Genomic DNA, 25,495 nt, shown 5'->3' on the forward strand with positions numbered 1-25,495 from the left:
GACATGGAGGAAACGCTCGAACATGGTGTGCCCGAACTCCGGGCCATCAGGTTTCCCATGCTGGTCGAAGCGTTGAAACGGGGATGGGCCGACATGGTTCGATCACCCCTTTACAGTTTTATGTTTGCCAGTGCCTATGTCGCAATCGGCCTTGTATTGGCCTATGTCACCTGGCTCACAGGTCAGACCTATTGGCTGATCTTTGCCGCCGTGGGTTTTCCTCTGGTAGGTCCCTTTGCTGCCTGCGGATTCTACGAAGTGTCGCGGTGTCTGGAAAAGGGCGAAAAGCTTGACCCGGCCTTTGTCTGTGGGGTTGTGATCCGGCAAGGCAAACGTCAGTTGCCGTCGCTATGTGCCATCATTATCATGGTGTTCCTTTTCTGGTTCTTCATCGCGCACATGATCTTTGCCCTGTTCCTAGGGCTGTCGACGATGACCAACGTGTCCAGTTCATACGAAATCTACACGACGACGGATGGTCTGATGATGCTGGCGGTGGGCACGATCGTGGGCGCGGCATTTGCCATGCTTCTGTTCATGATCACGGTGATATCCATGCCGCTTTTGCATGATCGTGAAGTGGATTTCGTGACCGCAATGATCACTAGTTTCCAGACGGTTATGAAGAACCCGGTGCCGATGATCTTCTGGGCGCTGATCATCTCGCTGTTGACCTTCATTGCCATGATCCCCGCCTTTTTGGGACTGTACCTTGCGTTGCCGCTCTTGGGCCATGCCAGTTGGCATCTATACGATCAGATCGCCATCCGCGAATAACGCCTCCTACCTGAACGGCACGTCCAAGTTTAACAGCTTCGCGTGGAAGGGGTGAAGGTCTTCCCGGTGTACCATGCCGCCATGACGGGCAGTCTGGCGTACAGCGGACAGACTATTGTGGATGTGCTCGTAAACCATGCGTGCCGCGCGTCGCCCGTTCAAGCTTTCACGGACGGTTCGGGTGGCGTAGCCTTCCCAGAAGTTGTTGTCATAGGATGACACTCGGGACAGGAAGTTGAATGAGCAGGTTAACGCCCTATGGCGCGCTACCAGTGCGGCAACTCCTTGTTCCTGGCGCAGAACCACACCGCGGAACTCGCGGCTGCGTGCATCGGTTTTCAGGCCCTGCTGGCGCATCGCCTCTTTCGGTTCATAGCCACGAATGAAACAGAAACCATCCCGCCGAAAAACATAAACCAATCCAACGACGAACATCTGGTCATTGACAAAGCTGGGGCGGCTAAATCGATAGAACCCCGAAGGGAACTCTTCCTCAGTTACCTCGATCGACCCATGACCCAGGAATTCGGAGACCGCAGGATGGCTTAGCAAATCGGTTTGCCGGAGTTCGATGGCCTCAACCGGCTCGAGTAGAATGCGCGCGTCCACGTCGAAGAATAGACAAATTCTGTGCAGCACATCTGGCCGTGGAAAACTTTCACCGGACAAGTAGCGGTTGTATTGAGTTCGATTGATTCCAAGCTTGCGGCATAATCCGGCGATCGACGGGTATTGCCCCGACAACTGACGCAGATTGGCGCCGAAAATGCTCCGAAGTTCGGCTGGATCCATTTGGGTCGGCGTGTTCATCCCAGACACTGTGACTCCCTGTATTTTTTCGGCTATTTGGTTTTTCTTTTGGCCGATTCTCCCCTCATCCTAACAGAGAATATCAAAAAGGTGACGCATTTGTGCGTCGATGGTGACGCTGAATAACGTCATTTTTCTGTCGATGTGTCACATTATTGAGCAGGCGCGACACTTTATTAGTGGTTTGCAACCTATAGTAATTTAAGAAAAATCACGTGCACGGAAGGATTAATAACTGCGGGGCGCGGAATGTTTGGAGTTGTACTTTGGAGTAGCAAGGATGATCACAAGGCCGTGATCTGGTGCGAGGATCACGGCGATCTGGCGTTTTATAGTGGCGCGGGCGAGAACGTGTTTGACGGCGGTGGTTTGGACGCCGGAGACTTGGTCCGATTCAAACTTTCGGAGGGGCGAGATATGCGTGTGGTGACCAATCCGCAATTGGTGGCCGAACAACATTATCCAGGACTTGCCGAAAGCCTGGCGTCGAAACGCACCCCGGGTACGCCGCAAACTGCTGTGACGGAGATTTCACGCCGGGAGGCGCGCGGCAACGGCAACGTTGTGCAATTTGACCCACACTTCGGAACCAAGCGTAAAGCCTCCTGACTGTTCGGCGTTGCGCCGGACGAGGGGGCACCACTTTGGCGATGTAGTATTGTTGGGTTCCGGCGCTTCGCCCGAGCCTGGTTAACAGACAGGGCGAAACGCGTTGTTTTTTTAACTCAAACGCCGCGCGACAGGGCCGCAACGCCGGTGCGCGCCACTTCAATAAGACCCAATGGGCGCATCAATTCCGCAAAGGCATCGATTTTTTCGGGCGCTCCAGTGATCTCGAAGACAAAGCTTTCCAACGTGCTGTCAACCACATTAGCACGGAAAATGTCCGCTAGGCGCAGCGCTTCGACCCGTTTGTCACCTTCGCCCTGGACCTTGATCAGGGCCAGTTCGCGCTCGACTGCGGCACCTTCAACCGTCAGATCATGAACCTCGTGCACCGGCACGATGCGCCCGAGCTGGGCTTTGATCTGCTCAATCACCTGCGGGGTGCCATTGGTGACGATGGTGATCCGGCTGGTGTGGCCGGTGTGATCCACCTCTGCCACGGTCAGGCTTTCAATATTGTAGCCACGCCCGGAAAACAGCCCGATCACGCGGGCGAGAACACCAGGTTCGTTGTCAACCACAACGGCGATAGTGTGGCTTTCGCTCACATCGCTGAACGAGGGGCGTAGGTTGTAGGCCGAGTGTTTTGTCGAGCCTTTTTTGATTTTTAGTGCTGACATATGAACAATTCCTTATTCACGCGTTCCTGTATCAAAGCTCAGACCAGAACGGCCCCGGAAGACCCGATGGCGTCCTGTGTGCTGGCGTCGCCCAGGAGCATCTTGTTGTGCGGCTCGCCCGACGGGATCATCGGGAAGCAGTTTTCATGCTTCTCGACCATCACGTCCATGATGACCGGCCCGTCATAAGCGATCATTTCCTTGATCGCCTCGTCCAGATCGGCAGGGTTGTCGACCTTGATCCCCTTGGCGCCAAAGGCCTCGGCCAGCTTGACGAAATCGGGCAAGGCCTCGGACCAGCTGTGCGAATAGCGCTCGCCGTGCAGCAGTTCCTGCCATTGCCGCACCATGCCAAGGCGTTCATTGTTCAGGATGAACTGCTTGACCGGCAGGCGGAACTGTACTGCGGTGCCCATTTCCTGCATGTTCATCAACCAGCTGGCCTCGCCGGCGACGTTGATGACAAGGCTTTCCGGGTGAGCCATTTGCACGCCCACGGAGGCTGGCAGGCCATAGCCCATTGTACCCAGGCCGCCTGAGGTCATCCAGCGGTTGGGATCCTCGAACCCCAGGAACTGGGCCGCCCACATCTGGTGTTGACCCACCTCGGTGCAGACATAGCGGTCCATGTCCTTGGTCAGGGCTTCGAGCCGTTGCAGCGCGTATTGCGGTTTGATCAACCTGTCGGAGTTCGAGAAATTCAGACAGTCGACTGTCTTCCAGTCATTGATCTGCGACCACCATTTCTGAAGCGAGTCCTTGTTGGTTTTGCGGCCGCGCGCTTTCCAGACTTTCAGAATGTCTTCAAGCACATGGCCGACATCGCCGACGATCGGGATATCCGCCTTGATGATCTTGTTGATCGAACTTGGGTCGATGTCGATATGGGCCTTGATCGAGTTCGGGCTGAAGGCATCGACCAGACCAGTGATCCGGTCGTCGAACCGTGCCCCGATGTTGATCATCAGGTCGCATCCATGCATCGCCATATTGGCCTCGTAGAGACCGTGCATACCCAGCATGCCGAGCCAGTTCTTTCCACTGGCAGGGTAAGCGCCCAGACCCATCAGGGTCGAGGTGATCGGAAAGCCGGTGGCATCGACCAATTCGCGCAACAGCTGGCTTGCCGCTGTCCCTGAATTGATCACGCCGCCGCCGGTGTAGAAGATCGGTTTCTTCGCTTTTTCAAGCGCTTCGACCAGTTCGGTGATCGCCTCCATGTCGCCTTTGACCTGCGGTTGGTAATGGCCCAAGTCCGCCTTCTGCGGCGGGGTATAGGTGCCCGAGGCGAACTGCACGTCCTTCGGGATGTCGATCAACACCGGACCGGGGCGGCCCGAGGTGGCGACGTGGAAGGCCTCGTGAATGGTGCTCGACAGCTCGCCGGTTTCCTTGACCAGCCAGTTGTGTTTGGTGCAGGCGCGGGTGATGCCGACGGTGTCGGCCTCCTGGAAAGCGTCGTTGCCGATCATGAAAGTCGGAACCTGGCCCGAGAAAACCACCAACGGGATCGAATCCATCAGGGCATCCGTAATGCCGGTGACGGCATTTGTTGCGCCAGGGCCAGAGGTTACCAGCGCGACGCCGGGTTTACCGGTCGATCTGGCATAACCTTCGGCGGCGTGGATGGCGCCTTGTTCGTGGCGCACGAGCACGTGACGGATGTCGTTCTGCTGAAAGATTTCGTCATAAATCGGTAGCACAGCCCCGCCGGGATAGCCGAATACGACTTCCACGCCCTGATCCTTGAGGGCTTGGACCAGCATTTTTGCTCCGGACATTTGACGTGTCATTTTTCTAAGGCTCCGTCTAACACATTGCTTTGGCGCATAAAAAAGCCCCCGATCTGGCGGGGGCGCATGGGTGGGAACATCGGTTCCGGTTAACGGCCCATGCGCGGTTTTCCTACAAGTACGACCACATTGGCCATGTTGAACACTCCTTCATGCGTGGGCGGACATTAGGGGGGTGATCCGGGGGCGTCAACCGCAAAGGATGTGAAAATCATGTCGCGAGAGGGAAATTCTGCGACATATTGTTGCGCCAAACGGGGCGCGGTGCGAATGAAATGGAAAATCAAGCAGCAAAACCCGCGAAAATGAGGGGCGAGTCGATGTGTCCAGCCATGCGACGGGAAATTTAGCGAGCGTTCCATCAGGAAGTGTGAAGTTAATGGCGTGATTTATCACAGATCCTTGGGGCTGGAATCGGTCTGCTATCTGTCGGGCATTTTTGCCGGGCCACGTTAACCGGAAATTAGGTTAATCGAGCGCGCGGCGGGGGTGCGTGTTGAAAATCCACCCTGAAAATCGGATCAGCGGCGCATGTCCGGCAGCGAGATATTGGCGACCTGCTCGGCGATGGGATCGGTCGAGAGCGGGTGCTGCGCCGCGGAAAACACCTCGGGGTCGTCCAGCACTTGCCATTCGCCGTTCTGGTAGACCTCGAGTCCCGAGAATTTGGCCTTGTAGCCCATTTTCGGAGACCCCGGAACCCAGTAACCGAGATAGACATAAGGCAGGTTGGCTTCGCGGGCGATCTCGACGTGGTCGAGAATGATATGGGTGCCAAGTGAATTGCGCGCCAGGTCGGGATCGAAGAAGGAATAGACGAGGGACAGGCCATCTTCGAGCACGTCTGTCAGGCAGACGGCAGAAAGGGCGCTGGTGTCGCGGTCGGCATATTCGATGACGCGGCTGCGGATCGGGGTTTCCTCGATCATCGCGGCAAATTCGAACACGTCCATGTCGGCCATGCCGCCATCGGCGTGGCGGCTGTCGAGGTAGCGGCGGAAGAGGGCGTATTGATCCTCGGTCGCCCAGGGCGAGGTGGCGCGGCGCTCAAGTTGCGCGTTGCGTTTGGCGACGCGTTTCTGGCTGCGCGAGGGTTCAAAACGGTCGACACGAATACGCGCGGACAGGCAGGCGGCGCATTCGGCGCAGGACGGGCGGTAGAGCACGTTCTGCGAGCGGCGGAAGCCCTGTTTCGAGAGGGTGTCATTGAGTTTCTGCGCGCTTTCACCTTGCAGCGCGGTAAACAGTTTCCGCTCCATCCGGCCCTCGAGATAGGGGCACGGCTGGGGGGCGGTCACATAGAATTGCGGTGCAAGTGGAAGTGTATGGCGCATCGGTTCGGAGGTTCAAAAAAGTCCAAGGAACGATAGCAAGTGTGGATATGATGTCAAAGCATTGATTAAAATTGGCGTTAAGGGTGGCTTGCGGTCATTCGCGTCTCTTGCGGCGAATGGCGGCTTTGAACCCTCATTGCTCAATGCTGCGCCAAGCGTGAACTGGTGCGAAGCGCGTATTGCTGCCATTGCTGGCTGAGCAAACGACTCCAAGCTGACAGCCCCTCAGATACCCTTCAATGTCACTGTGGAGGATACCAAAAGAATGCAAAAGTCACGCTCGGCTAACTCGCACACAGATCGACAGGAGCTTCGTTCGACCGTATTAGCCTTTCGCGTACCAGCCGTTGTCAACGTAAGTGGCATTGCCATTCACGAAACTGGCTTCGTCAGATGACAAGAACACCACGGCTGCCGCGACTTCTTCGGGATAGCAAATGCGGCCCTGCGTTGCGGCCATACCGGAATCTTCCCATTCTTGGCCTGCAGCGTCCAGTTCGGCAATTTCCTTAAGACCATGGGCAGTCTCGACAAAGCCGGGGCAAACGGCATTACAGCGGATGCCGGCGTCGCGGTACTCGGTCGATATGGTGCGGGCCAGTTGCAAAACCGCCCCTTTGGACATGCAATAAACGGATTCCAGCGCATAGCCCAGTTCAGCGGCAATCGACGAGGTGATGACGATGGAGCCACCGCCCGAGGCGCTCATATCCTTGACCGCACGACGGCAGGTCAGGAAGGCGGATTTTACATTCACATCCATCAGCCAGTCATATTCGTCTTCGGTGGTTTCGTGCAGCGGTTTCACGATGATGGTGCCCGCGTGGTTGAACAAGACATTGTAAGGGCCAAAGGTTTCTATCGCGGCGTCAAAGGCGGCGTTGATCTTGGCATCCTTGGTCACATCGGCATGAAAGAACGCGGCCTCGCCGCCTGCTTCGCGGATCATCTCGACAGTTTTCTGCGCCTCTTCATCCTGAATATCAAAGATGCTGACCTTGGCGCCCTCTTCGGCAAAGGCCAGCGCAGTGGCCCGGCCCATGCCTGTGGCACCGCCAGTGATGACCGCGATTTTGCCTGCCAGACGGCCGTTCGGGGATTTTGTACTTTGGGTCATGGGGTGATCTCCAAGCGGAATTTTAGATGCATTCGCCACCATCAATGACCAGCGCATGCCCGGTCATGAAGGTAGACATGTCAGAGGCCAGAAACAGGATTGAATCGGCGATTTCACTGGTTGTGCCCCAGCGGCCCATCGGAATGGTGCGGGAGACATAGTCTTCGAGCTTTTCGCGCCCGCCCATCTGGGTTTCGAACCCCGCATTAAACGGCGTATCGATGAAACCGGGGCACAGAGCGTTGAACCGGATGTTTTCCTTGGCATAGTCGGCGGCCATTTGTCGGGTCATTGCCACAACCGCGTGTTTGGTGGTGGCATAGGCGATCATTTCGCGGTCGTATTGCACGCCCGAATTTGACGAGGTGATGATGATGCTGCCGCCCCTTTGCGCCCGCATATGCCCGATGGTCGCGCGGGCCGCGATGAAATGCGATCTGACGTTCAGTTGCCAGGACCGATCCATGCCCTCAATAGGAACCTGTTCCAGATTGCCCTCGATCTGATAGCCCGCGTGCGAGTGCAGCACATCGATGCGACCGAAATCTTGCACGATTTGGTCAATCTGGTCAGCAACCGCAGCATCGTCGGTCACATCAAGCCCGGCTGCAACGGCGTCGATCCCTTCGGCCTGTAACGCATCGAAAACCTGCGCCGCCTTGCCGCCATCCAGGTCGGTCACAACCACCCGCGCGCCGTGCCGGGCCATTGCCATCGCCCCTGCACGTCCGATGCCTGACCCGGCGCCGGTGACCAGGGCGACCTTGCCCTCCAGCAGAGGAAAGGCGGTGGGGGCATTGGTTGCTTGTGCCAGGCTCATTTCGATTTCCTGCCCCCGCGTTGTAGCAACAATTGCGCCGTGATCAGCATCAACAGGGACACGCCCAGAACCATCGTGCCGATGGCGTTGATTTCCGGCGTGACGCCACGACGGATCGACGAGAATACATAGATTGGCAAGGTGGTTTCGGACCCGGCGACGAAGAAGGCGATGATGAAGTCATCAAAGCTGAACGTGAAGCTGAGCAGGAACCCGGCCAGGATTGCCGGAAAGATCATCGGCAATGTCACCTGCCGAAACGTGCCCATTGGCGTGGCGTAGAGGTCCGAGGAGGCCTCGGTCAATGCGCGGTCCATGCCGGCAAGGCGGGCACGCACGATGATAACCACAAGCGCCATCAGAAACATCGTGTGTGCCGCAATCAGCGACCCCATGCCCATGCGCAGCTTGGGCGGTTTGAACCCATCGGGCCAGATTGCGGCGATCAGCGGGTTCAGCTGATCGAATACCGTGACCAGCCCGATCAGGGTGGCAATCCCGATCACGATGCCGGGGATCATGACGGCGATGTAGATCAGCATGTCAAACGCGGTGCGCAGTGGACCTTTGATCCCTTGTAGGGCGACGGCGGCCATGGTGCCAAAGACGCTGGCACATAGCGCCGAAGTAAAGGCGACGATCAGGCTGGTTTCCAGTGCATCCATGACAAACGGGTTGGACAGAGCCTTGCCGTACCATTTGGTTGAAAAGCCCTGTAGCTGGCTTGCGTGGCGTCCGGCGTTGAAACTGAACAGCGCGATCACGCCGATGGGGATGTAAAGGAACAGGTAAACGAAAACGGCATAGAGTCTCATCGGGTTCCCTCACATGATCGACACGTCTTCGCGGCTTGCGCCGAGACGAGAGATAAGCCGCATGTAGACCGTGACCGTGATCAGCATGACCACCACAAGTGTCACCGCCACCGCCGAGCCATAGGCCCAGTTGCGGGATTGCAGGAAGAGATCGACCAAGGCATTGCCGACAAAAAAGACCTTGCCGCCGCCCAGAAGTGCCGGGATCAGGTATTCCCCCATCAACAGGATGAACACCAGCATGCAACCGGTCGCGATACCTGGAATTGACAATGGCAGCGTGATTTGCAGGAAGGTGCGCCAGGGTTTGGCACCCAGATCTGATGAGGCCTCAAGCAGGCCCTTGTCGAGCTTGTCGAGGCTGACAAAAATCGGGAACACCATCAGCGGCAGATAGCCATAGATGATGCCTATCAGAACGGCAAAAGGCGTGTTGATCAGACGAACGCCCTCAATCCCCACCCATTCCAATAGCGCAGGGATACCGCGCCCGCCCAGCAGGAAGATCCAGGCGTAGCTTCGGATGAGGATTGAGGTCCAAAAGGGAACGATGACCAGCACAAGCAGGATCGTTTTCCATTTCGGGTTCGCCTTTACAGCCAAAAAATAGGCCAGCGGATAGGCAATCAACAATGCAGACAACGTGCCAATCGGGGCCAGAGTCATCGTATTCTTGAACGCCGCCCAGCGGGCCGGGAGATTAGCATATTGTTCAAAGGAGAAAGCGAGCACGACGCCACCAGACGGTGCTCGCTCTCCGAAGCTGAAGATGAAAACAACAGTCAGCGGTATGATCAGCATCACCAGAAACCAGGTTCCGGCGGGTGCCAACAATAGCCAATTGCGGGTACGCCGCGTCATGTTGTTTTCATCCCGATCCTGATCAGGCCGACTTGAAACGCGCCATCAATTCGGCACGGTTCGGATCGGTCAGGGTTACGGCGGCACCGAATTCGAGCGGATCAAGCAGCTCTTGCGCCGGGAACAGGATCGGGTCGTTCTTCAACGCATCCGGCAACAGATCATAGGTGCGTGAATCGGCGGTCGGATACCCATGGGCCAGCACCTCCTTGGCGTTGACCTGTGGATCCAGCAGGAAGTTGATCAGGGCATAGCCCGCCGCCTTGCGTTCCGAACTTTTCGGGATCGCATAATAGTCGCTCCAGATCTCACCACCTTCGGCGCCCAGAACATAGTGAATTTCGGGCATGTCGGTGTTGAGTTGCTTGCCATCGCCCGACCAGCAAATCGTTAGCCAGGCATCGCCATTGCGCATCGACGGCTGATAATCGGACGTGATCGCGAACAAATGTGGCTTCACTGCAATCAGCAGTTTTTCGGCATCTGCCAGCTCTTTTTCGTCGACCGAATTGAACGAATAGCCATGATAGTTCAGCGCGCTGCCAATCGTGGTCAGCTGATAGTCATGCACAATTGTGCGACCCGAGAACTTGTCCATCGTGATATCGAAGAACTCTTTCCACGATGAAATCGGCTTGCCGCCATTGTGCTTGGTGTTGACCGCCATGCCGGTCGAGCCCCAGTTCTTGGGCACGGCATAAAGCCTTCCATCGACCGATCCGGCCTCGGCATAACGCGGATCAAAGGCCGAAGCGTCGTAGTTGGGCAGCATGCTGGTATCCAGCGGCTCAATCAGGCCCTCCTTGACGTAGTCTTCGATCGTGTAGTTGGTCGGCACGTAGACATCCCAACCGGTCGCGCCGGCCTGCAGCTTGGCCAGCATTTCTTCGTTCGAGCCGAATACATTGACCTGCACATGCGCGCCGGTGGCCTCGGTAAAGGCATCAAAGTTTGCGGCGTCGTGGTAGTTCGGCCAAGTGGCGACGACAACACGGTCGCCGATGTCACCTGCAAAAGCCGGGGTTGGACGCAAACCGGGAACCGTTGCGCCCAGGACAGCCGTCGCAGCGCCCAGCCCTGTCACATTCAGAAAATGGCGACGTGTGATCGAGCCTTTCCTGTAGCTTTCCAGCTTTTCCATGAATTCCTTCTTGGAGATGTGGTCGATGTCTTTTGTCATTGAATTTACTCCCTTTAGTTGCGGTCTTTGCTAGTTTCGGTCGAGGATAAGCGCCGCGCTCGCCTCCCAGGACACAGTCGCCTTGTCGCCTACATCAAAGGCACCTTCGGCCAATTCTGACTGCCTTGGTGACAGCACCAGAAAATCGCCAAGGGTTTCGTGGTTCACCAGGTATTCAGTGTGTTCTCCCAGAAAAATCCGGTTGTGCAATTCGACGGGAATCCCATCACCCTGATGATGCAGCTTCATCTGCTCGGGACGCACGCTGATGGAAACATCTTGCCCCCTGGTCAGGTCTCCCCCGGGGGTTCCCTGCATGCTCATTCCGTTATCCAACTCAACCGTCGCCAGTTCACCGCTCAGATCAGATACTGTTCCATCAAAAAAATTCGAGGTTCCGACGAAATCGGCGACATAGCGTGAATTGGGTCGGTCATAGAGCTCTTGCGGGCTGCCAATCTGAACAATTCGACCCTCTCGCATGATGCAAATGCGGTCACTCATCGAAAGAGCTTCTTCCTGATCGTGGGTAACCAGAACAAAGGTGATGCCGAGCTGGCGTTGCAAATCCTGCAACTCGATCTGCATTTCCTTGCGCAGTTTTCGGTCCAGCGCCGCCATGGGTTCGTCCAGCAGTAAAAGCTTTGGCTCATTGATGATAGCGCGGGCCAATGCAACGCGTTGTTGCTGCCCACCCGACATTTCCCAGGTCCTGCGATCTTCAAACCCGCCAAGTTGCACGACATCCAGCGCCTTGCTGACCTTTTCGGCAATCTGCGTTTTGGGAAGACGCGGACGGCGTTGACGCAAGCCATATCCGATGTTTTGTGCAACCGTCATATGCGGGAACAAGGCGTACTGTTGGAAAACCATGTTCACGGGCCGGTGGTGTGCATCCAGCGCATTCACCACTTCGCCATCCAGCAAAACATCACCCTCTGTAGGGGCTTCAAACCCGGCCAGCATGCGAAGCGCCGTAGTTTTTCCGCACCCGGATGGGCCGAGGAAAGACAGGAATTCACCCTCGCCAATCGACAGGTTCAAGTCGCTGGCTGCCAGCACATCGCCAAAGCGTTTGGAAACGCCTTTCAGTTCGGCAATCGCCTTTTTGTCCGTCGGCTGCGAAACCCCGACGTATCCCCCATCTTCCATTTATCTCTATCTTTTTCCGATTTGTTGAATACTATCGATATTGAGAAAACTGTAAGAAAAAGTGATTTAGCTGTATATACCACAAATTTAGTATACCAAACAGAGTGGCGGGAAATGGTGCATGAAGACCTTGATCAAGGCGACAGGAACGCTCATCGATGCAATCGGAACCGAGAGTTTCGCACAAGCCTTATCCGATGCTCTGACAGGGATCGCTTCGGTCGACTATACTGTCGTCTTCGGATACCTTGGGGCCGCCCGCCCGATGGATCTGTTCGACGACTTTCCAAGAGGAAAACGCAAGGTTTTCGTCGAGGATTATCAGGAAGGTCCTTACCTTCTTGATCCTTTCTATCTGGCCTGTGGCAACCAGGTTGTTCCCGGTCTTTACAGGATCAAAGACCTGGCACCCGATCGTTTCTTTCAGGGCGAGTATTTTCGAAGCTACTATGCGCGCACAGGCCTGGCCGAAGAGATCGGCTATTTCATTGAAATGCCCGACAACGCGATTGTTGTGGTCTCCCTTATGCGGGCCCAAAAAGCGTTTTCCGCGAAAGAGTTTCGTCAACTCGGCGAGTTCTGGCCGGTGGTGCAGGCAGCTTGCCAACGTCATTGGGGCGACCTTGCCATTCAATTCGGCGTAGACGCAGATAACTCTTCAGATGAAAGCTTGCACCAAAGCGTGGAGCTTGCTTTCACCAGTTTTGGAGAGGGGGTTCTTACCCCCAGGGAGCGACAGGTGGTCGAATACACCCTCAAAGGGCATTCTGCCGACGCTGTGGGGCGCATCCTTGAGATTTCTCCTGGAACCGTGCGCATCCACCGACGAAACGTGTACTCCAAACTCCAGATCAGGTCTCAAGGCGAACTGTTCTCCAAATTCATCGACACCTTGGTGACAGGAGGCAGTTCTTGAGGAACCGGGACAAACGCAGAAGTCAAATCTCACACTTGTTCTGACGTCAGCGAAGCGCAACAAGCGGCCATTGGAGCAGTCGCAGCGAAAGTTCACTAAGTCCCGCAGAGCCGCAATTGAAACCAACCGCAGCTAAAGCCCGCTCAAAGGCTGAAAGCTGCCGTTCTTTATCGGCCCGCCCGGCGATTTATGGCGACTGTGCCCAGGATGTTGTCGGTCAGTCCCTGCGCCCGCGGCGATGTGGCCATAAGAACCATCGAAAGCACCTGCACCGGGAAGAATGTGAAGGACAACATGAACCCCAATGTATGGGCAAACGCATCGCCCAGGGAAAACCGGGTGCCGTCGGCGTTGCGGAACTCGATCGCGAGGAAGCGCATCGCCGGGGTGGCGGACCAGTTGGCGAGCGAAATGGCGCGGTAGGCAAAGTTCAGCAGCCACCATGTGGGAATGATCAGTAGCGCCGCCAATCCAAGCGTCAGAACTACCAGGATTACGCTGATCACAAGCAGTAGAGCGGTATCCATCAGGAAGGCGAGAAACCGCTTGAGCGGAACGTCCCTATAGAATTCCGGTTGGAAATGCGGGTCGGGAAGGCGCCAGTCGGGTGTCATGGGAGGGTGTTTATCAGTAAGGCCGGGTAAGGGGCACGTGAAAATGCCCGGCCCGGGGGAGGGCCGGGCCGGGAGGGGAGTACGCGTGGGACTTACGCGTCTTCCTTCTTGGGTTCGTCTTGTTCGACCGGTTCGTTATCCGAGACAGCGGCCTCGGCGGCGCGCTCTTCCATGAAGGCGTCGAACTCGGTCTTGTCCTTGGCGTCACGCAGACGTTGCAGGAAGGCCTCGAACTGGCCCTGTTCGTCTTCGAGACGACGCAGGGTTTCCTGTTTGTAGGCGTCGAACGCCGAGTTGCCCGAACTGCGCGTGGCGTGGAAGTGGGCGTGGCGGCGATGATGGCGGCGGCTGCAGGAACCATTGAACATGCGTTTGCTCCAGATCATGTAGAAGAGAAGGGCGAGGCCGACAGGCCAGATGAAGATGAACCCGAGGATCATGGCGACGATCCAGGCGCCTTTGCCCTTGTCGTCAAGCCAGGCCTCGGCGCGGCGGAACCAACCCATCGGTTGAGAGGTTTCGGCGGCGGGGGCGGCGGTGGTCATGTGTGTCTCCTATGTCTAATCGTTTCCGGTGAAGGCGGGAATGTGAATGCCTTTCACATTGCCAAGATTGGCATGGGGAGGGGGTTTGGCAAGGGTCAATGTGAATGTTTTTTACATTTTATTTGAAAATGGATTGTTATCAACGGGTTGTGCGTTTGGTTTTCGCGAAACCCCGGGCTGCTCAGGTGGTGAAGTTGGTTATGGTGGCCCCGGAGAGACGCTCGAGGTCAGCAGGAGAGACCGAAAACACGTGGCGCGGTGTGCCTGCGGCGGCCCAGACCAGGGTGAAATCGGTCAGCCGGGGATCGAGGAAGGCGCGGATCGGATTGAGATGACCGACGGGGGCGACACCACCGATAGCAAAACCGGTCTGCGCGCGGATCAGCGCGGCATCGGCCTTGCCCAGAGCTTCGCCTGCCAGTGCGGTGGCCTTGGCGGGATCGACCTGATTGCCGCCGGCGGTGATGAACAGGATGGCCTCGCCACTGTCTTCTCCGCGAAAGATGATCGACTTGGCAATCTGGTCGACCTCGACGCCCAACTCGTCGGCGGCCATCTGGGCGGTGCGGGCCTCGCCGGTTTCCAGGACAATGGCCGAGATGCCTTCGAGGGCGGATTGCACCCGTTTGAGCGATTTCGACATGAGGCGGGCCTTTCGTTGACTTGCCGGGCTGAGGCGGCAATGGTTTGCCGATGCAGGATAATTCAGAAATCGCACCCCCGACAATTGCAGAAATGCTGGCGCTGGAAGAGGTGGTGTGGCGGGCCCTGGTCACGGGGGATCGTAATGCGGATCACGACATGCTGTTGCCCGAATTCCTGGGCGTTTACCCGGATGGGTTTGCCGGACGTGACGATCATTCCGGTCAGTTGGAGGCCGGGCCGAGCGTTGCCAGCTACGATCTGAGCAAGGCGCGGCTGCTGCCGGTAGGGCAGGATCACGTGATGCTGTGCTACCTGGCGCGTTTCCGACGGGTTGGAGTGCGCGAGAATGAAGCGATGTATGTCAGCTCGCTGTGGCAGCGCGGGCCGGAGGGGTGGCGCAACCTGTTTAGCCAGGACACGCCGGTCGGGCCGGGGGTTCCCTGATACGCGCCGCGCCTTTGCGTTAAGTCATTGACCTTGCGAGAGTGGGCCGCCAAATGTCGGCCATGGATTTTGTATCGCGTATCACCCGCCTGCCGCATGCGTTCGAGCCCGAAAGAGGCCGCGACGCATTGGAACATGTGCCCGACCTGTCGGACGATCTGGCCGCGTTGATCAAAGGGGCGGGGGGATGCTCGCCCTATCTGAGCGGGTTGATGGCCAAGGAAGGCGCCTGGCTGACACCGGCGTTCGAGAACCCCGAGGCGGCGCTGGAGGCGGAATTTGACCGGTTACGGGCAATTTCGATCGGTGAGGCCGGGGGTGACCTGGGCGACGAGATGCGCCGGGCCAAGCGGCGGGTGGCGCTGATGATTGCCCTGGCGGACCTGGGCGGGGTCTGGCCGTTGGAGCAGGTGACGGGACGATTAACGGATTTTGCCGACCTGGTGGTCGGGTTGGCGTTTCGCGAGGCGTTGAAGCCCGAGATCCGGCGCGGAAAGCTGCCGGGCGCGACGATGGAGGAGCTGGACCAATCAGGGGGCTGGGTGGCGCTGGCGATGGGCAAGATGGGGGCCGGGGAGTTGAACTACTCGTCCGATGTCGACCTGATCTGCCTGTTCGACGAAACCCGGTTTCAGCCGGATGATTTCCACGATGCGCGCTCTTCTCTGGTGCGGGCGACGCGAAAGATGTCGGGGCTTCTCAATGATTTGACCGGCGAAGGTTATGTATTTCGCACCGATCTGCGGCTGCGTCCCGACCCCGCGGTCACCCCGGTCTGCATGGCGATGGAGGCGGCCGAGCGCTATTACGAGAGTCTGGGGCGGACCTGGGAACGCGCGGCTTACATCAAGGCGCGGCCCTGTGCCGGCGACGTGGAAGCAGGCGCGCGGTTCCTGCATGCGCTAAAACCCTTCATCTGGCGCAAGCATCTGGATTTTGCCGCCATTCGCGATGCCCATGATATGCGGCTCAGGATTCGCGAACACAAAGGGCTGGGCGGGGCGATCACCCTACCGGGGCATGACATGAAGCTGGGCCGCGGCGGCATTCGTGAGATCGAGTTCTTCACCCAGACCCGACAGATCATTGCCGGTGGGCGTGATCCCGACCTGCGGGTGCGCGGCACGGTCGAGGGGTTGTCCCTGCTGGCGCAGAAGGGCTGGGTCGAACAGGCCCATGCTGACACGCTGACCGATCATTACAGGGCCCATCGCGAGGTCGAGCACCGCATCCAGATGGTCAACGACGCCCAGACCCACCGTCTGCCCAAGACGGAAGAGGGAATTGCCCGGATCGCGGCGATGATGGGGGTGGAGCAAGCCGTGTTCGAGCAGCGGCTGCACGAGCGGCTGGAAGAGGTGCACGAGCTGACCGAGGGGTTCTTTGCCCCTGATGCGGGCGCGGCGCGAGCGGAGACGGAAGAAGATGGGCATGACCGCGAAATCCTGGCGCGCTGGCCGTCCTACCCGGCGCTGCGCTCGGCGCGGGCGGTGGAGATTTTTGACCGGTTGCGTCCGGAAATCCTGCGCCGGTTGAAGGACAGCGCCCATCCGGAAGAGGCGTTGATCGCCTTTGACGGGTTTCTCAAGGGGTTGCCTGCTGGGGTGCAGTTGTTTTCACTGTTCGAGGCCAACCCGCCGCTGGTGGACCTGCTGGTGGATATCGTCGGCACCGCGCCTGCGCTGGCGCGTTACCTGGCGCGGCATTCAGGGGTGTTCGATGCGGTAATCGGCGGCGATTTCTTCGCCCCTTGGCCGGGCGGTGCGACCCTGACCGAGGAACTGACCGGCAAGCTGGCCAATGAGAACGATTACGAGGACCGGCTGGACCGGGTGCGGCGCTGGGCCAAGGAATGGCGGTTTCGGGTGGGCGTGCACCACTTGCGCGGATTGATCGACGCCGAAGAGGCAGGACGGCAATATGCTGACGTCGCAGATGCCTCGCTCAGGGCGCTGTGGCCGGTGGTGGTGGAACAGTTCGCCGCCAAGCATGGCGATCCGCCGGGGCGCGGGGCCTGCGTGTTGGGCATGGGCAGCCTGGGGGCGCAAAGGTTGAATGCGGAATCCGATCTGGACCTGATCGTGATTTACGACCCGGGCGAGGCCGAGATGTCCGACGGTCGCCGTCCGCTGGCTGTGCGTCCGTATTATGCCCGGCTGACCCAGGCGATGATCACGGCGATGACCGCGCCGATGGCCGAGGGCAAACTTTACGAGGTTGATATGCGGTTGCGCCCGTCCGGCAACCAGGGGCCGGTGGCGACAAGCTGGGCTTCGTTCCGGGCTTACCAGAGCGATGAGGCCTGGGCCTGGGAACACCTGGCGATGACGCGGGCACGGGTGGTGACCGGCGATGAAAGCCTGGGGGCCGATATCGAATCGTTTCGGGTTGCGCTGCTCAGGGAGAAGGGGCGCGACCGCGATGCGGTATTGCGTGGGCTGGGTGACATGCGCAACCGGATAGCGGCGGCGAAGGGGGCTAGCGGGCGATGGGCTGCCAAGTTGGGTCCGGGGCGGTTGCAGGATGTGGAACTGTGTGCACAGGCCGGGGCGTTGATCGGCGGCGTGGCCGAACGCGATATCGGCGCGGCACTGGATGGCGGTGTCGCAATCGGATGGCTAACGGACGCGGACAGAGCGGCATTGGGTGCGGCATACGGGCTTTGCTGGAAGGTGCAGGGGGTCTCAAAGCTGTTGACCGAGAAACCCGTGGCTGAGGACGAGATCGGAACAGGGGGCGCGGCAATGCTGTTGCGTGAAACGGGATGCGAAAGCATGGACGCGCTGGCCGCGCAATTGGACGAGCGGTGCGGCGCCGCGGCAGAGGTGATCGACACCGCCATCGCGCGTGGCCTCGAGGCGGCGTCATGAAAGGCGACGCGCTGGACCCCAAGGCGCTGATCCGCGAGGCCTATCGCATGGAGGTGGGGCCGCCGGAATGCCGGGTGATCTTCCTGGATTGGGCACTGAGCCTGCCTGAAGGGACCGACCCGAAGGCGGCGATCGTGCAGCTGCTGCAACGCTATGGGGCGGATGAGACACATCCGATGACGCAGGTGCTGCACGAGGGGTTGGCCAAGGCCGAACGCACCGGGCGGCGCGGCGGACGGCGCGGTCGTTTGCGGTGACCGGGCAGCTTTTGGCCTGGGGCTGGCTTTCGAATTGCTTGCGCAATCCGACCGGCTGGGGGGCCAGCCCCCCAGACCCCCTGGGATATTTCTGGCAAGAGGAAGAGGTGGACCGGGGTGTTGGAATGACCGCTTCAGGCCAAGGGCCGCTGCAATGCCAAGCATTGCCGGTCGCCCTCAGCCGTTTGACAGGGCCGCGGCGTCGCGTGCCAGAGCCTCGATGGCGTCCCAATCGCCGTCCGCAATCAGCGATTTTGGGGCAACCCAGCTGCCACCCACGCAGGCGACGTTTTTCAGCGACAGGTAATCGGCCACGTTCTTTGGCGACACGCCGCCGGTGGGGCAGAAGGTGATCTGGGGCAGGGGCGCGCCGATGGCCTTGAGCGCAGGGGCGCCGCCCGAGGCTTCGGCCGGGAAGAATTTCTGCACGCTGTAGCCGCGTTCCAGAAGGCGCATGGCTTCGGTCGCGGTGGCGGCCCCGGGCAGGAGCGGCAGGTCGGCCTCTTCACAGGCGCCGAGCAGACGGTCGGTGGCGCCGGGGGAGACGGCAAACTGTGCACCCGCGTCTTTGGCGGCCTGAACATCCGAAGGGGTCAGCACGGTACCTGCGCCGGGAATGCCGCCGGGGATTGCCGCCATTTCGCGGATACAGTCGAGCGCTGCGGCGGTGCGCAGGGTGACCTCGAGCACAGGCAGGCCGCCCGAGACGAGGGCCTGGGCCAGGGGGGCCGCGTCTTTGGCGTCATCGAGCACGATGACCGGGATCACGGGGGCGGTGCGGCAGAGTTTCAGGGCGGCTTGGCTCATGTCCTGCGGAGTCATGTTTCACCTTTGAAAAGAGGGCTGGCACCCTGAGTGGCCGGGGTTGCGTTGTCGCGAAACAGCGAAAACAGCTCGCGGCCGGTGCCAGTGTGGCTGGTGGCCAGGTCGGCGGTGTCGGGTGTTCGGTTTTCAAAATCCGGGGCGAGGTTGTCGAGACTGCCATGTTCCGCGTCGAGCCGGATTGGGTCACCGTCGCGGACACGGGCAAGTGGACCCTGCGCCATGGTCTCGGGTGAGAGGTGGATGGCGGCGGGGATGCGGCCCGAGGCACCGGACATGCGACCATCGGTGACAAGGGCGATCTTATAGCCGCGGTCCTGCAGAACGCTGAGTGTGGGGGTGAGGCCGTGGACTTCGGGCATACCGTTGGCCTGGGGGCCGTGGAATCGCAGCACGATTGCGGCGTCGCCGTCGAGCGTGCCGGCCTTGAAGGCGTCGATCACGGCGTCCTGGGTTTCGAATACCCGGGCGGGGGCCTCGATCAGGCGGTGTTCGGGTTTGACCGCCGAGAGCTTGATGATGCTTTGTCCGAGGTTGCCAGTCAGGTGTTTGAGACCGCCGGTCGGTTGGAACGGGTCGGACTGAGGGCGCAGGATCTTGTCATTCAGGCTGCTGGTAGATCCCGGAACCCATGCAAGAGGCTTATTCAAGGGCAATTGCGGATCCTGCGTGTAGCGGCCAAGGCCGGGGCCGGCGACGGTTTGCACGTCCTCATGAACCAGCCCGGCATCGAGCAGTTGGGCAATCAGAAAGCCAAGGCCTCCAGCGGCGTGGAAATGGTTCACGTCAGCCAGACCATTGGGATAGACCCGCGCAAGCAGGGGCGCTGCCTCGGACAGGTCGGCAAAATCCTGCAGCGTCAGGATGATGCCGAAGGCGCGCGCCATGGCAGGCAAATGCAGCACGAGGTTGGTCGAGCCGCCGGTGGCCATCAACCCGACAATGCCGTTGACGAAGGCGCGCTCGTCCATGATCTCGTAAAGCGGGCGGTAGCTGTCGCCAAGGGCGGTTTGGGTCAGAATTGTTTCGGTGCCCGCATCGGTCAGGGCGTGGCGCAGCGGAGTGTCGGGGGAAACGAAGGAGGCGCCGGGCAGGTGCAGGCCCATGATTTCCATCAGCATCTGGTTGGAATTGGCGGTGCCATAGAAAGTGCAGGTGCCCGGCCCGTGATAGGCGGCCATCTCGGCCTGCATCAGGGCGGCGCGGTCGGTTTCACCGGCAGCGAAGGCTTTGCGCACCTTGGCCTTCTCGTCATTGGGCAGTCCCGAGGTCATCGGACCTGAGGGCAGGAAGATCATTGGCAGGTGGGCGAATGCCCCGGCGGCCATCACCAGCCCCGGCACGATCTTGTCACAGGTGCCAAGCATGGCCACTGCGTCGAAGGTGTTGTGGGACAGGGCCACGGATGCGGCCAGCGCGATCACATCGCGGGAAAACAACGACAGTTCCATGCCGTCCTGTCCCTGGGTGACGCCGTCGCACATCGCCGGAACCCCACCGGCAACCTGGGCCGTGGCACCCATGCGACGGGCAATATCCTTGATCCGGGCAGGGTAGCTTTCGAACGGGGCGTGGGCCGAAAGCATGTCGTTATAGGCGGTGATGATGCCGAGGTTGGGGGCACGGGTGGTCGCCAGCCGGTCCTGATCGCCGCCCATTGCCGCGTAGGCGTGGGCCTGGTTCGAGCAGGTCAGGTGGGCGCGGGCGGGGCCATCCTCGGCTGCGCGGCGCATGGCGGCGAGGTAGGTTTCGCGGCCCGGGCGCGAGCGTGCGACGATGCGGTCGGTGACCTCGAGAACGGTTTTGTTCACTGCCATATCTGCGTTTCCTGACCCCGATGTCGTTTAATGTGCCTCGCTTTAGCAGAGCGCGTTGGCGCTAACAATCAGGCAATCTGCCCCTGTGTTCTGTTGCAGGAAAGACTCAAGACGCTTTGAAACAAGGAAAGAACACCGCATTTCCCCGGATTGACCGCGGCAATGTCAAAAATTTGTCTCAATTCGAACCGATCCTCGCAGGCGCATCTCAGAACAGGGCAAAAGCCCGAGGAGGAAGAGCATGAAATATGTTCGTATGGTTGCATTGATTGGCATGGGACTGGCCGTTTCGGGTTGTGCCACAGTGGATACCGCATCGCGGAACGCGCCGTTCGAGGCCCCGAGCGCGGCTGCGATAACCCCGTCGATGAAGGTTGAATCCTACCAGATCCGGGTTCCCAACAGTCTGAAAGTCTCCGAAGCCAACCTGTATTACCCGTCAGGTGACATCGTTTGGCGCGGCGAGCCGCTGGGCAATCGCCACAGCCAAGTACAGAAGATCTTTGAAGACAGCTTGGCACGCGGTGCCGCCGGTTCGAACGGCAAGGTGCCGGTCCTGGTGGATATCGAAGTGACCCGGTTCCACGCGCTGACCGAAAAGGCGCGCTATACCGTGGGTGGCCGTCACGAAATTCACTTCACGATGAATTTTCTCAATCCCGAAACCCGCCAGCCAGTGGCCGAACCGCGCAAGGTCGACGCGACCTTCAAAGCCTTTGGCGGCGCACGGGCCGTGGCCGCCGAACAGAACGGCGTGACCCAGAAGAGCCGGATCAGCAATCACCTGGCCGGTCTGTTCCAGAAGGAACTTGGGATTGGTGCCGCGGCTCGGAACACCGCACCGCCACAACCGATCGCGATGCAGGACACCGCCGTGACGCGCAACGCGACGCCGCTTCTCAGCGGGAATAACACAAGCAGCCTCTACTAAGACCTCTTTCACCGGGACAGTGAATCGACTAAGGGGACGGCTATGCAGCCGTCCCCTTATCCTTTTGTCCGCCTGAAACCGAAGATCGACACGCGCAAGATCCGCTTTGGCAGCCCTTGGGTGTTCGCCAGCGAGGTTGTCAGCGACCGTCGCACCAAGAAGCTGCCGCTGGGCAGCCTGGCGGTGTTGCAGGATGCCGAACGCCGTGACCTTGGGGTTGTGGCGGTCAATTCGGGGTCCAAGATATTTTGCCGGATGCTGGATCGTGATCCAGGCGCGGTGATTGACGGTGCGTGGCTTGAAGCACGGCTGGCGCGGGCGCTGGACTTGCGCGCGCGTCTGTATGATGCGCCGTTCTATCGGTTGGTGCATGCCGAGGCGGACGGTTTGCCCGGGGTGGTGATCGACCGGTTTGGCGATGTTGCGGTGGTGCAGCCCAACGCGGCCTGGGCGGAAGCGCTGTTGCCGGAACTGGGCGAGGCGTTGAAACGCGTCACGGGCGTCACTTGCGTGATCAAGAATGCCAGCGGTCGCGCCAGGACGCTGGAAGGGCTGGATAACGGGCACGAGGTGCTGTTTGGGTCTGCGCCTGTTGCGCCGGTGCCGGTGGAGATGAATGGCGCGACCTATATGGCCGACCTGATGGGCGGGCAGAAGACCGGACTGTTTTTTGATCAGCGCGACAACCACAGGTTCGCAGCGAAGCTCAGCAAGGGAGCACGGGTTTTGGACGTGTTTTCCCATGTGGGCGGGTTTGGCCTGGCCGCTCTGGCCGGGGGCGCAGAGAGTGCGTTGGCCGTGGACGGATCAGAAGCTGCGTTGACACTGGCGGCGCAGGGGGCCGAGAAGATGGGCGCGACGGATCGGTTTGCCACCCGCAAGGGCGATGCGTTCGAAGTCTTGACGGCGTTGGCTGACGAGGGAGCGCAGTTCGACGTTGTAATCTGTGATCCGCCGGCCTTTGCACCGAGCAAACAGGCGCTGGACAAGGGGCTGCGCGCTTATGAACGGGTGGCACGGCTGGCGGCGCCGCTGGTGGCTGACGGCGGCTATCTGGGCCTGTGTTCCTGTTCCCATGCGGCGGACCTGTCGAAGTTCCGCGGCGCATGCACGCGCGGCATCGGCCGGGCCGGGCGCCCCGGACAAACGGCGCAGATCATCCACACCGGGTTTGCCGGGCCAGATCATCCGCTGATGCCGCAACTGGCGGAGTCGGGGTATCTGAAGGCCCTGTTCTATCGGCTGTGAGGGCGGTTCTCGACACTTGCGTGATCTATCCCACGGTCATGCGCGAAATGCTGCTTGGCGTGGCGGCGACCGGGGCGTTTGAGCCGTTGTGGTCGGAACGTATCCTCGAAGAATGGGCGTTGGCCGCCAGGAAGCTGGGGCCGGGTGGCGAGGTCCAGGCGCGCGGCGAGGCGGCGTTGGTGGGTGCCCGGTGGCCGAAAGCGATTGTAACGTGGAAACCGTCTCTGGAAGATCGGCTGTGGCTGCCGGATGCGGCGGATGTGCATGTGCTGGCGGCAGCGATTGCCGGGTCGGCGGATGTGATCGTGACGCTGAACGCCAAAGACTTCCCGCGCGGGGTTCTGGCCGAGGAAGGGGTGAGCCGATCCGATCCGGATCACTTCCTGCTGGGCTATTGGCAGGCGGATCAGGACGGGATCAATGCTGTGGCCGGGAATGTACTGGCCGAGGCGCGGCGATTATCCGGCGAACCTTGGAGCGCGCGGGCCCTGTTGAAAAAGGCACGGTTGCCGCGGCTGGCGAAGGCAGTGAGTGCGGCGCTGGATTGAGAGCCGCCCCCACGGCGCAACGCCCACCCGCCCCGTTGCGCCGTGGGGGCGGGGATTGTTTTGCAAAGGACAGTGTTTTGCGGTTGGGGACGGAGCGAGGGGCCAGCCCCTCGCGCTCCTCAGGATATTTCCGGTGAGATGAAGAGGCGGATCAGGACCACTTCTGATCGAGCGCGTTAATGGCCTTGATGCGCTCGGGGGTCTTGGGATGGCTGAGGAGCCAGGCGGGGGCGGCCCCGGCGTTGGATTGGGTGAGCTTTTCCAGCTTTTCGAACAGCGATTTCTGTGGGGCAGTGCCGATGCCGGCCTTGGTCAGCAGGGCGGCGGCGTATTCGTCAGCCTCGTATTCATCCGAGCGCGACAGGCGGGCGGCAAGCAGCGTGGTGATGAAGTTGGCGAGATAGCCGCCGACACCGGGGATGAAGCGCGACAACACCATGGCGAGGGCGGTCCGCAGCGCGTTCTGACCGGAAAAGTCGATCATCCGGCGGCGTGAATGGCCCAGGGCCACATGGCCCAGTTCATGGGCGATGACCGAGGCCAGTTCTTCGCCGGTGACTTCGCCGAGGCGGTATTTGTCGTAAAACCCCCGGGTCAGGAAGATACGCCCGTCCGGCGCGGCAAGGCCGTTGACCGGCTGGATCTCGTAGAGATGCACCCGGATGCGGGGCAGATCAAGGGCGCGCGCCATCTGGTCGAAAAGCGGTTTCAGCGACGGATCGGCCAGCTCGGTCGATTGCGCGTCAAGCTGGCGCGCCATGCGCCAGGCCGAGAAGCGCCACATGAACAGCCCATAAAGAACGGCGAGCAGGATCGGGGTGAAACGGATCATGGGTCAGATATGGGGCAGGCGACGCCGGGGGGCAAGTCAGAGGTTGGCAGTCTCTTTGCGGTGATGCTCGCGGACGACATGGCGCAGCCACAACCCCGTGACCAGCATCAGGGCAAGACCGGCCAGCAACCCGCTGATGTCACCGGCAAATTGCGCGACGGCAGCAATGTTGTGGCTGAACCCGTAGCCGAGGCCGACATAAAGAGACACCCAGACCAACTCACCGGCCGCGCCCCAAACGGTGAAGCGGAGCCAGTTCAGCCCGGCAGCCCCGGCGGCGAAATTTACGTACGGACCCAGCGGGCTGAACAGCCAACGGCTGAGAAAGACACCGATGCCGCCGCCGCGCTGCAACAGATCGCGAGCCCTGGTCAGGATGGCGGCCCGCCTGGGGTAGCGGTCGATCAGGCGATAGAGCGCGGATTGACCACCACGGCCGAGGAAAAACCCGATCTGGTCACCAAAGATAGCCCCGGCAAGGGCGGCGGCGGATACCAGAGGCAGGTCAAGATCGCCGCTGGCTGCAAACCCGCCGGCGGTCAGCATCACCAGGGATGCCGGAACCGGCAAGGCCAGGCAACTGGCAAGCGTGATCAGCCCCAAGAGCGGCGCGCCGTATTGGCCCAGAAGGTTTAGCGCCCAGCTGGTCATTTGCTATCCTGGAGAATGCCGGAAAGCTCTTCGATGATCTGAGACACGGGCACGTTGCGACTTCGGGCAATCTCGGCCAGGGTGGGGCGGTCTCCGGGAGGTATGTCGAGAAAGTCTGCAATCTCGTGCGGCGGCAGGCCCCAGGAATGGGCAACATAGCCCGGGGTCATCCAGGGTTCGGGTGTCAGGTTGCGATGCGCCGGATCAGACCAGTAGATCGTGAACATTGCCAGGCGGATCACGAAGAACAGCGTCACCGCGCTTGCCGCCAGGAAGATGACAAAAACGATACGGTGTTTGTGCCAGAGAAGGCGGATGGCGGACATGGGCGGGCTCCTTGTGGGTGAGAGTGCCCATGATTGCCGTTGGGCTGCAAGGGCGATTGACTGGTCCCGGTTTCCTGTCAGAGT

The 25,495-nt window shown here is 60.0% G+C and carries 27 protein-coding genes; 9 read left to right on the forward strand and 18 right to left on the reverse strand.

The window, feature by feature from the left end:
- The first annotated feature begins 3 nt into the window (after positions 1-3).
- Positions 4-777 carry a DUF2189 domain-containing protein gene (locus tag RXV86_RS03555; RefSeq protein WP_316297513.1) on the forward strand — a complete coding sequence of 258 codons (774 nt, stop codon included), beginning with the start codon at positions 4-6 and terminating at the stop codon, positions 775-777.
- Positions 778-783: 6 nt separating this feature from the next.
- Here RXV86_RS03555 and RXV86_RS03560 read toward each other — a convergent pair whose 3' ends face one another.
- Entirely contained in the window at positions 784-1,587 is an 804-nt protein-coding gene (locus RXV86_RS03560; protein ID WP_316297515.1) for a helix-turn-helix transcriptional regulator, read from the reverse strand.
- 249 nt (positions 1,588-1,836) lie between these two features.
- On the opposite strand from RXV86_RS03560, the gene RXV86_RS03565 reads away from it, so the two are divergent.
- Positions 1,837-2,196 (forward strand): hypothetical protein, encoded by a 360-nt coding sequence (locus RXV86_RS03565; protein WP_316297517.1) that lies wholly within the window; start codon positions 1,837-1,839, stop codon positions 2,194-2,196.
- A gap of 116 nt (positions 2,197-2,312) precedes the next feature.
- Here RXV86_RS03565 and ilvN read toward each other — a convergent pair whose 3' ends face one another.
- From ilvN to RXV86_RS03610, 9 genes are all read right to left on the reverse strand, one after another.
- Positions 2,313-2,873, reverse strand: a complete 561-nt coding sequence (ilvN, locus tag RXV86_RS03570; protein WP_316297518.1) for an acetolactate synthase small subunit — start codon at positions 2,871-2,873, stop codon at positions 2,313-2,315.
- A 38-nt stretch (positions 2,874-2,911) separates the two neighbouring features.
- The gene (locus RXV86_RS03575; protein ID WP_316297519.1) at positions 2,912-4,666 is read right to left on the reverse strand and encodes an acetolactate synthase 3 large subunit; all 1,755 of its coding nucleotides are present in this window, start codon (positions 4,664-4,666) and stop codon (positions 2,912-2,914) included.
- A gap of 521 nt (positions 4,667-5,187) precedes the next feature.
- Positions 5,188-6,000, reverse strand: coding sequence for an arginyltransferase (locus RXV86_RS03580; protein ID WP_316297520.1), 813 nt, complete (start codon positions 5,998-6,000; stop codon positions 5,188-5,190).
- Positions 6,001-6,325: 325 nt separating this feature from the next.
- A complete protein-coding gene (locus tag RXV86_RS03585; RefSeq protein WP_316297521.1) occupies positions 6,326-7,117 on the reverse strand; it encodes an SDR family oxidoreductase in 792 nt (263 codons plus the stop codon).
- Positions 7,118-7,139: 22 nt separating this feature from the next.
- On the reverse strand, positions 7,140-7,937 hold the full coding sequence (locus RXV86_RS03590) for an SDR family NAD(P)-dependent oxidoreductase (RefSeq protein ID WP_316297522.1): 798 nt from the start codon (positions 7,935-7,937) through the stop codon (positions 7,140-7,142).
- Positions 7,934-8,752: an ABC transporter permease gene (locus RXV86_RS03595; RefSeq protein ID WP_316297523.1), complete on the reverse strand. Its 819-nt coding sequence runs from the start codon at positions 8,750-8,752 to the stop codon at positions 7,934-7,936. The genes RXV86_RS03590 and RXV86_RS03595 overlap by 4 nt, the downstream gene beginning before the upstream one ends.
- Before the next feature lie 9 nt (positions 8,753-8,761).
- Positions 8,762-9,613, reverse strand: coding sequence for an ABC transporter permease (locus RXV86_RS03600; RefSeq protein ID WP_316297525.1), 852 nt, complete (start codon positions 9,611-9,613; stop codon positions 8,762-8,764).
- Between the two features lie 22 nt (positions 9,614-9,635).
- Entirely contained in the window at positions 9,636-10,793 is a 1,158-nt protein-coding gene (locus RXV86_RS03605) for a spermidine/putrescine ABC transporter substrate-binding protein (protein WP_316297527.1), read from the reverse strand.
- A 30-nt stretch (positions 10,794-10,823) separates the two neighbouring features.
- Positions 10,824-11,945, reverse strand: coding sequence for an ABC transporter ATP-binding protein (locus RXV86_RS03610; protein WP_316297529.1), 1,122 nt, complete (start codon positions 11,943-11,945; stop codon positions 10,824-10,826).
- 121 nt (positions 11,946-12,066) lie between these two features.
- Between RXV86_RS03610 and RXV86_RS03615 the strand changes: the two genes are divergently transcribed.
- Complete coding sequence (locus RXV86_RS03615; RefSeq protein ID WP_316297531.1) at positions 12,067-12,861, forward strand: helix-turn-helix transcriptional regulator; 795 nt, start codon at positions 12,067-12,069, stop codon at positions 12,859-12,861.
- A 167-nt stretch (positions 12,862-13,028) separates the two neighbouring features.
- Here RXV86_RS03615 and RXV86_RS03620 read toward each other — a convergent pair whose 3' ends face one another.
- From RXV86_RS03620 to RXV86_RS03630, 3 genes are all read right to left on the reverse strand, one after another.
- The gene (locus RXV86_RS03620; protein WP_316297533.1) at positions 13,029-13,475 is read right to left on the reverse strand and encodes an RDD family protein; all 447 of its coding nucleotides are present in this window, start codon (positions 13,473-13,475) and stop codon (positions 13,029-13,031) included.
- A gap of 92 nt (positions 13,476-13,567) precedes the next feature.
- Positions 13,568-14,020 carry a DUF2852 domain-containing protein gene (locus tag RXV86_RS03625; protein ID WP_316297536.1) on the reverse strand — a complete coding sequence of 151 codons (453 nt, stop codon included), beginning with the start codon at positions 14,018-14,020 and terminating at the stop codon, positions 13,568-13,570.
- A 181-nt stretch (positions 14,021-14,201) separates the two neighbouring features.
- Complete coding sequence (locus tag RXV86_RS03630; RefSeq protein WP_316297537.1) at positions 14,202-14,663, reverse strand: YbaK/EbsC family protein; 462 nt, start codon at positions 14,661-14,663, stop codon at positions 14,202-14,204.
- Between the two features lie 50 nt (positions 14,664-14,713).
- Here RXV86_RS03630 and RXV86_RS03635 point away from each other — a divergent pair, with 50 nt between their 5' ends.
- The 3 genes from RXV86_RS03635 to RXV86_RS03645 all read left to right on the forward strand — a co-directional run bounded on the left by RXV86_RS03635 (position 14,714) and on the right by RXV86_RS03645 (position 18,236).
- The gene (locus RXV86_RS03635; RefSeq protein ID WP_316297539.1) at positions 14,714-15,109 is read left to right on the forward strand and encodes a nuclear transport factor 2 family protein; all 396 of its coding nucleotides are present in this window, start codon (positions 14,714-14,716) and stop codon (positions 15,107-15,109) included.
- Between the two features lie 62 nt (positions 15,110-15,171).
- Positions 15,172-17,979 carry a glutamine-synthetase adenylyltransferase gene (locus RXV86_RS03640; RefSeq protein WP_316297540.1) on the forward strand — a complete coding sequence of 936 codons (2,808 nt, stop codon included), beginning with the start codon at positions 15,172-15,174 and terminating at the stop codon, positions 17,977-17,979.
- Positions 17,976-18,236 (forward strand): hypothetical protein, encoded by a 261-nt coding sequence (locus RXV86_RS03645; RefSeq protein WP_316297541.1) that lies wholly within the window; start codon positions 17,976-17,978, stop codon positions 18,234-18,236. The genes RXV86_RS03640 and RXV86_RS03645 overlap by 4 nt, the downstream gene beginning before the upstream one ends.
- A 177-nt stretch (positions 18,237-18,413) precedes the next feature.
- Here RXV86_RS03645 and RXV86_RS03650 read toward each other — a convergent pair whose 3' ends face one another.
- Positions 18,414-19,058 (reverse strand): bifunctional 4-hydroxy-2-oxoglutarate aldolase/2-dehydro-3-deoxy-phosphogluconate aldolase, encoded by a 645-nt coding sequence (locus tag RXV86_RS03650; protein WP_316297542.1) that lies wholly within the window; start codon positions 19,056-19,058, stop codon positions 18,414-18,416.
- Positions 19,055-20,875, reverse strand: a complete 1,821-nt coding sequence (gene edd, locus RXV86_RS03655; RefSeq protein ID WP_316297544.1) for a phosphogluconate dehydratase — start codon at positions 20,873-20,875, stop codon at positions 19,055-19,057. Before edd ends, RXV86_RS03650 begins: the two co-directional genes overlap by 4 nt.
- 241 nt (positions 20,876-21,116) lie before the next feature.
- On the opposite strand from edd, the gene RXV86_RS03660 reads away from it, so the two are divergent.
- From RXV86_RS03660 to RXV86_RS03670, 3 genes are read left to right on the forward strand one after another with little or no spacing between them, the layout of a single operon-like run.
- On the forward strand, positions 21,117-21,806 hold the full coding sequence (locus RXV86_RS03660; protein ID WP_316297545.1) for a DUF6778 family protein: 690 nt from the start codon (positions 21,117-21,119) through the stop codon (positions 21,804-21,806).
- A gap of 42 nt (positions 21,807-21,848) precedes the next feature.
- Positions 21,849-23,054, forward strand: a complete 1,206-nt coding sequence (locus RXV86_RS03665; RefSeq protein ID WP_316297547.1) for an RSP_2647 family RNA methyltransferase — start codon at positions 21,849-21,851, stop codon at positions 23,052-23,054.
- Complete coding sequence (locus RXV86_RS03670; protein WP_316297549.1) at positions 23,051-23,602, forward strand: RSP_2648 family PIN domain-containing protein; 552 nt, start codon at positions 23,051-23,053, stop codon at positions 23,600-23,602. Before RXV86_RS03665 ends, RXV86_RS03670 begins: the two co-directional genes overlap by 4 nt.
- A gap of 151 nt (positions 23,603-23,753) precedes the next feature.
- Here the strand turns inward: RXV86_RS03670 and RXV86_RS03675 are convergent, their stop codons facing one another.
- Genes RXV86_RS03675 through RXV86_RS03685 form a run of 3 tightly spaced genes read right to left on the reverse strand, consistent with a single transcriptional unit; the run spans position 23,754 to position 25,411 of the window.
- Positions 23,754-24,434, reverse strand: coding sequence for a M48 family metallopeptidase (locus RXV86_RS03675; protein ID WP_316297551.1), 681 nt, complete (start codon positions 24,432-24,434; stop codon positions 23,754-23,756).
- A 36-nt stretch (positions 24,435-24,470) separates the two neighbouring features.
- A complete protein-coding gene (locus RXV86_RS03680) occupies positions 24,471-25,085 on the reverse strand; it encodes a DedA family protein (RefSeq protein WP_316297553.1) in 615 nt (204 codons plus the stop codon).
- Positions 25,082-25,411, reverse strand: coding sequence for a hypothetical protein (locus RXV86_RS03685; RefSeq protein WP_316297554.1), 330 nt, complete (start codon positions 25,409-25,411; stop codon positions 25,082-25,084). Before RXV86_RS03685 ends, RXV86_RS03680 begins: the two co-directional genes overlap by 4 nt.
- Between the last annotated feature and the right edge of the window lie 84 nt (positions 25,412-25,495).

The sequence above is a fragment of the Aliisedimentitalea sp. MJ-SS2 genome (assembly GCF_032586155.1).
Classification (GTDB): domain Bacteria; phylum Pseudomonadota; class Alphaproteobacteria; order Rhodobacterales; family Rhodobacteraceae; genus JAWHTC01.

Bases quoted from the DNA above. Each gene is read 5' to 3' on its own strand.
- RXV86_RS03560 (WP_316297515.1), bottom strand. From the start codon at position 1,587: ATGAACACGCCGACCCAAATGGATCCAGCCGAACTTCGGAGCATTTTC.
- RXV86_RS03620 (WP_316297533.1), bottom strand. From the start codon at position 13,475: ATGACACCCGACTGGCGCCTTCCCGACCCGCATTTCCAACCGGAATTC.
- RXV86_RS03575 (WP_316297519.1), bottom strand. From the start codon at position 4,666: ATGACACGTCAAATGTCCGGAGCAAAAATGCTGGTCCAAGCCCTCAAG.
- RXV86_RS03650 (WP_316297542.1), bottom strand. From the start codon at position 19,058: ATGACTCCGCAGGACATGAGCCAAGCCGCCCTGAAACTCTGCCGCACC.
- RXV86_RS03555 (WP_316297513.1), top strand. From the start codon at position 4: ATGGAGGAAACGCTCGAACATGGTGTGCCCGAACTCCGGGCCATCAGG.
- RXV86_RS03605 (WP_316297527.1), bottom strand. From the start codon at position 10,793: ATGACAAAAGACATCGACCACATCTCCAAGAAGGAATTCATGGAAAAG.
- RXV86_RS03645 (WP_316297541.1), top strand. From the start codon at position 17,976: ATGAAAGGCGACGCGCTGGACCCCAAGGCGCTGATCCGCGAGGCCTAT.
- RXV86_RS03585 (WP_316297521.1), bottom strand. From the start codon at position 7,117: ATGACCCAAAGTACAAAATCCCCGAACGGCCGTCTGGCAGGCAAAATC.
- RXV86_RS03665 (WP_316297547.1), top strand. From the start codon at position 21,849: ATGCAGCCGTCCCCTTATCCTTTTGTCCGCCTGAAACCGAAGATCGAC.
- RXV86_RS03630 (WP_316297537.1), bottom strand. From the start codon at position 14,663: ATGTCGAAATCGCTCAAACGGGTGCAATCCGCCCTCGAAGGCATCTCG.
- RXV86_RS03685 (WP_316297554.1), bottom strand. From the start codon at position 25,411: ATGTCCGCCATCCGCCTTCTCTGGCACAAACACCGTATCGTTTTTGTC.
- RXV86_RS03610 (WP_316297529.1), bottom strand. From the start codon at position 11,945: ATGGAAGATGGGGGATACGTCGGGGTTTCGCAGCCGACGGACAAAAAG.
- RXV86_RS03615 (WP_316297531.1), top strand. From the start codon at position 12,067: ATGAAGACCTTGATCAAGGCGACAGGAACGCTCATCGATGCAATCGGA.
- RXV86_RS03595 (WP_316297523.1), bottom strand. From the start codon at position 8,752: ATGAGACTCTATGCCGTTTTCGTTTACCTGTTCCTTTACATCCCCATC.
- RXV86_RS03635 (WP_316297539.1), top strand. From the start codon at position 14,714: ATGCAGGATAATTCAGAAATCGCACCCCCGACAATTGCAGAAATGCTG.
- RXV86_RS03660 (WP_316297545.1), top strand. From the start codon at position 21,117: ATGAAATATGTTCGTATGGTTGCATTGATTGGCATGGGACTGGCCGTT.
- RXV86_RS03680 (WP_316297553.1), bottom strand. From the start codon at position 25,085: ATGACCAGCTGGGCGCTAAACCTTCTGGGCCAATACGGCGCGCCGCTC.
- RXV86_RS03565 (WP_316297517.1), top strand. From the start codon at position 1,837: ATGTTTGGAGTTGTACTTTGGAGTAGCAAGGATGATCACAAGGCCGTG.
- RXV86_RS03580 (WP_316297520.1), bottom strand. From the start codon at position 6,000: ATGCGCCATACACTTCCACTTGCACCGCAATTCTATGTGACCGCCCCC.
- RXV86_RS03600 (WP_316297525.1), bottom strand. From the start codon at position 9,613: ATGACGCGGCGTACCCGCAATTGGCTATTGTTGGCACCCGCCGGAACC.
- RXV86_RS03625 (WP_316297536.1), bottom strand. From the start codon at position 14,020: ATGACCACCGCCGCCCCCGCCGCCGAAACCTCTCAACCGATGGGTTGG.
- RXV86_RS03640 (WP_316297540.1), top strand. From the start codon at position 15,172: ATGGATTTTGTATCGCGTATCACCCGCCTGCCGCATGCGTTCGAGCCC.
- RXV86_RS03675 (WP_316297551.1), bottom strand. From the start codon at position 24,434: ATGATCCGTTTCACCCCGATCCTGCTCGCCGTTCTTTATGGGCTGTTC.
- RXV86_RS03590 (WP_316297522.1), bottom strand. From the start codon at position 7,937: ATGAGCCTGGCACAAGCAACCAATGCCCCCACCGCCTTTCCTCTGCTG.
- edd (WP_316297544.1), bottom strand. From the start codon at position 20,875: ATGGCAGTGAACAAAACCGTTCTCGAGGTCACCGACCGCATCGTCGCA.
- ilvN (WP_316297518.1), bottom strand. From the start codon at position 2,873: ATGTCAGCACTAAAAATCAAAAAAGGCTCGACAAAACACTCGGCCTAC.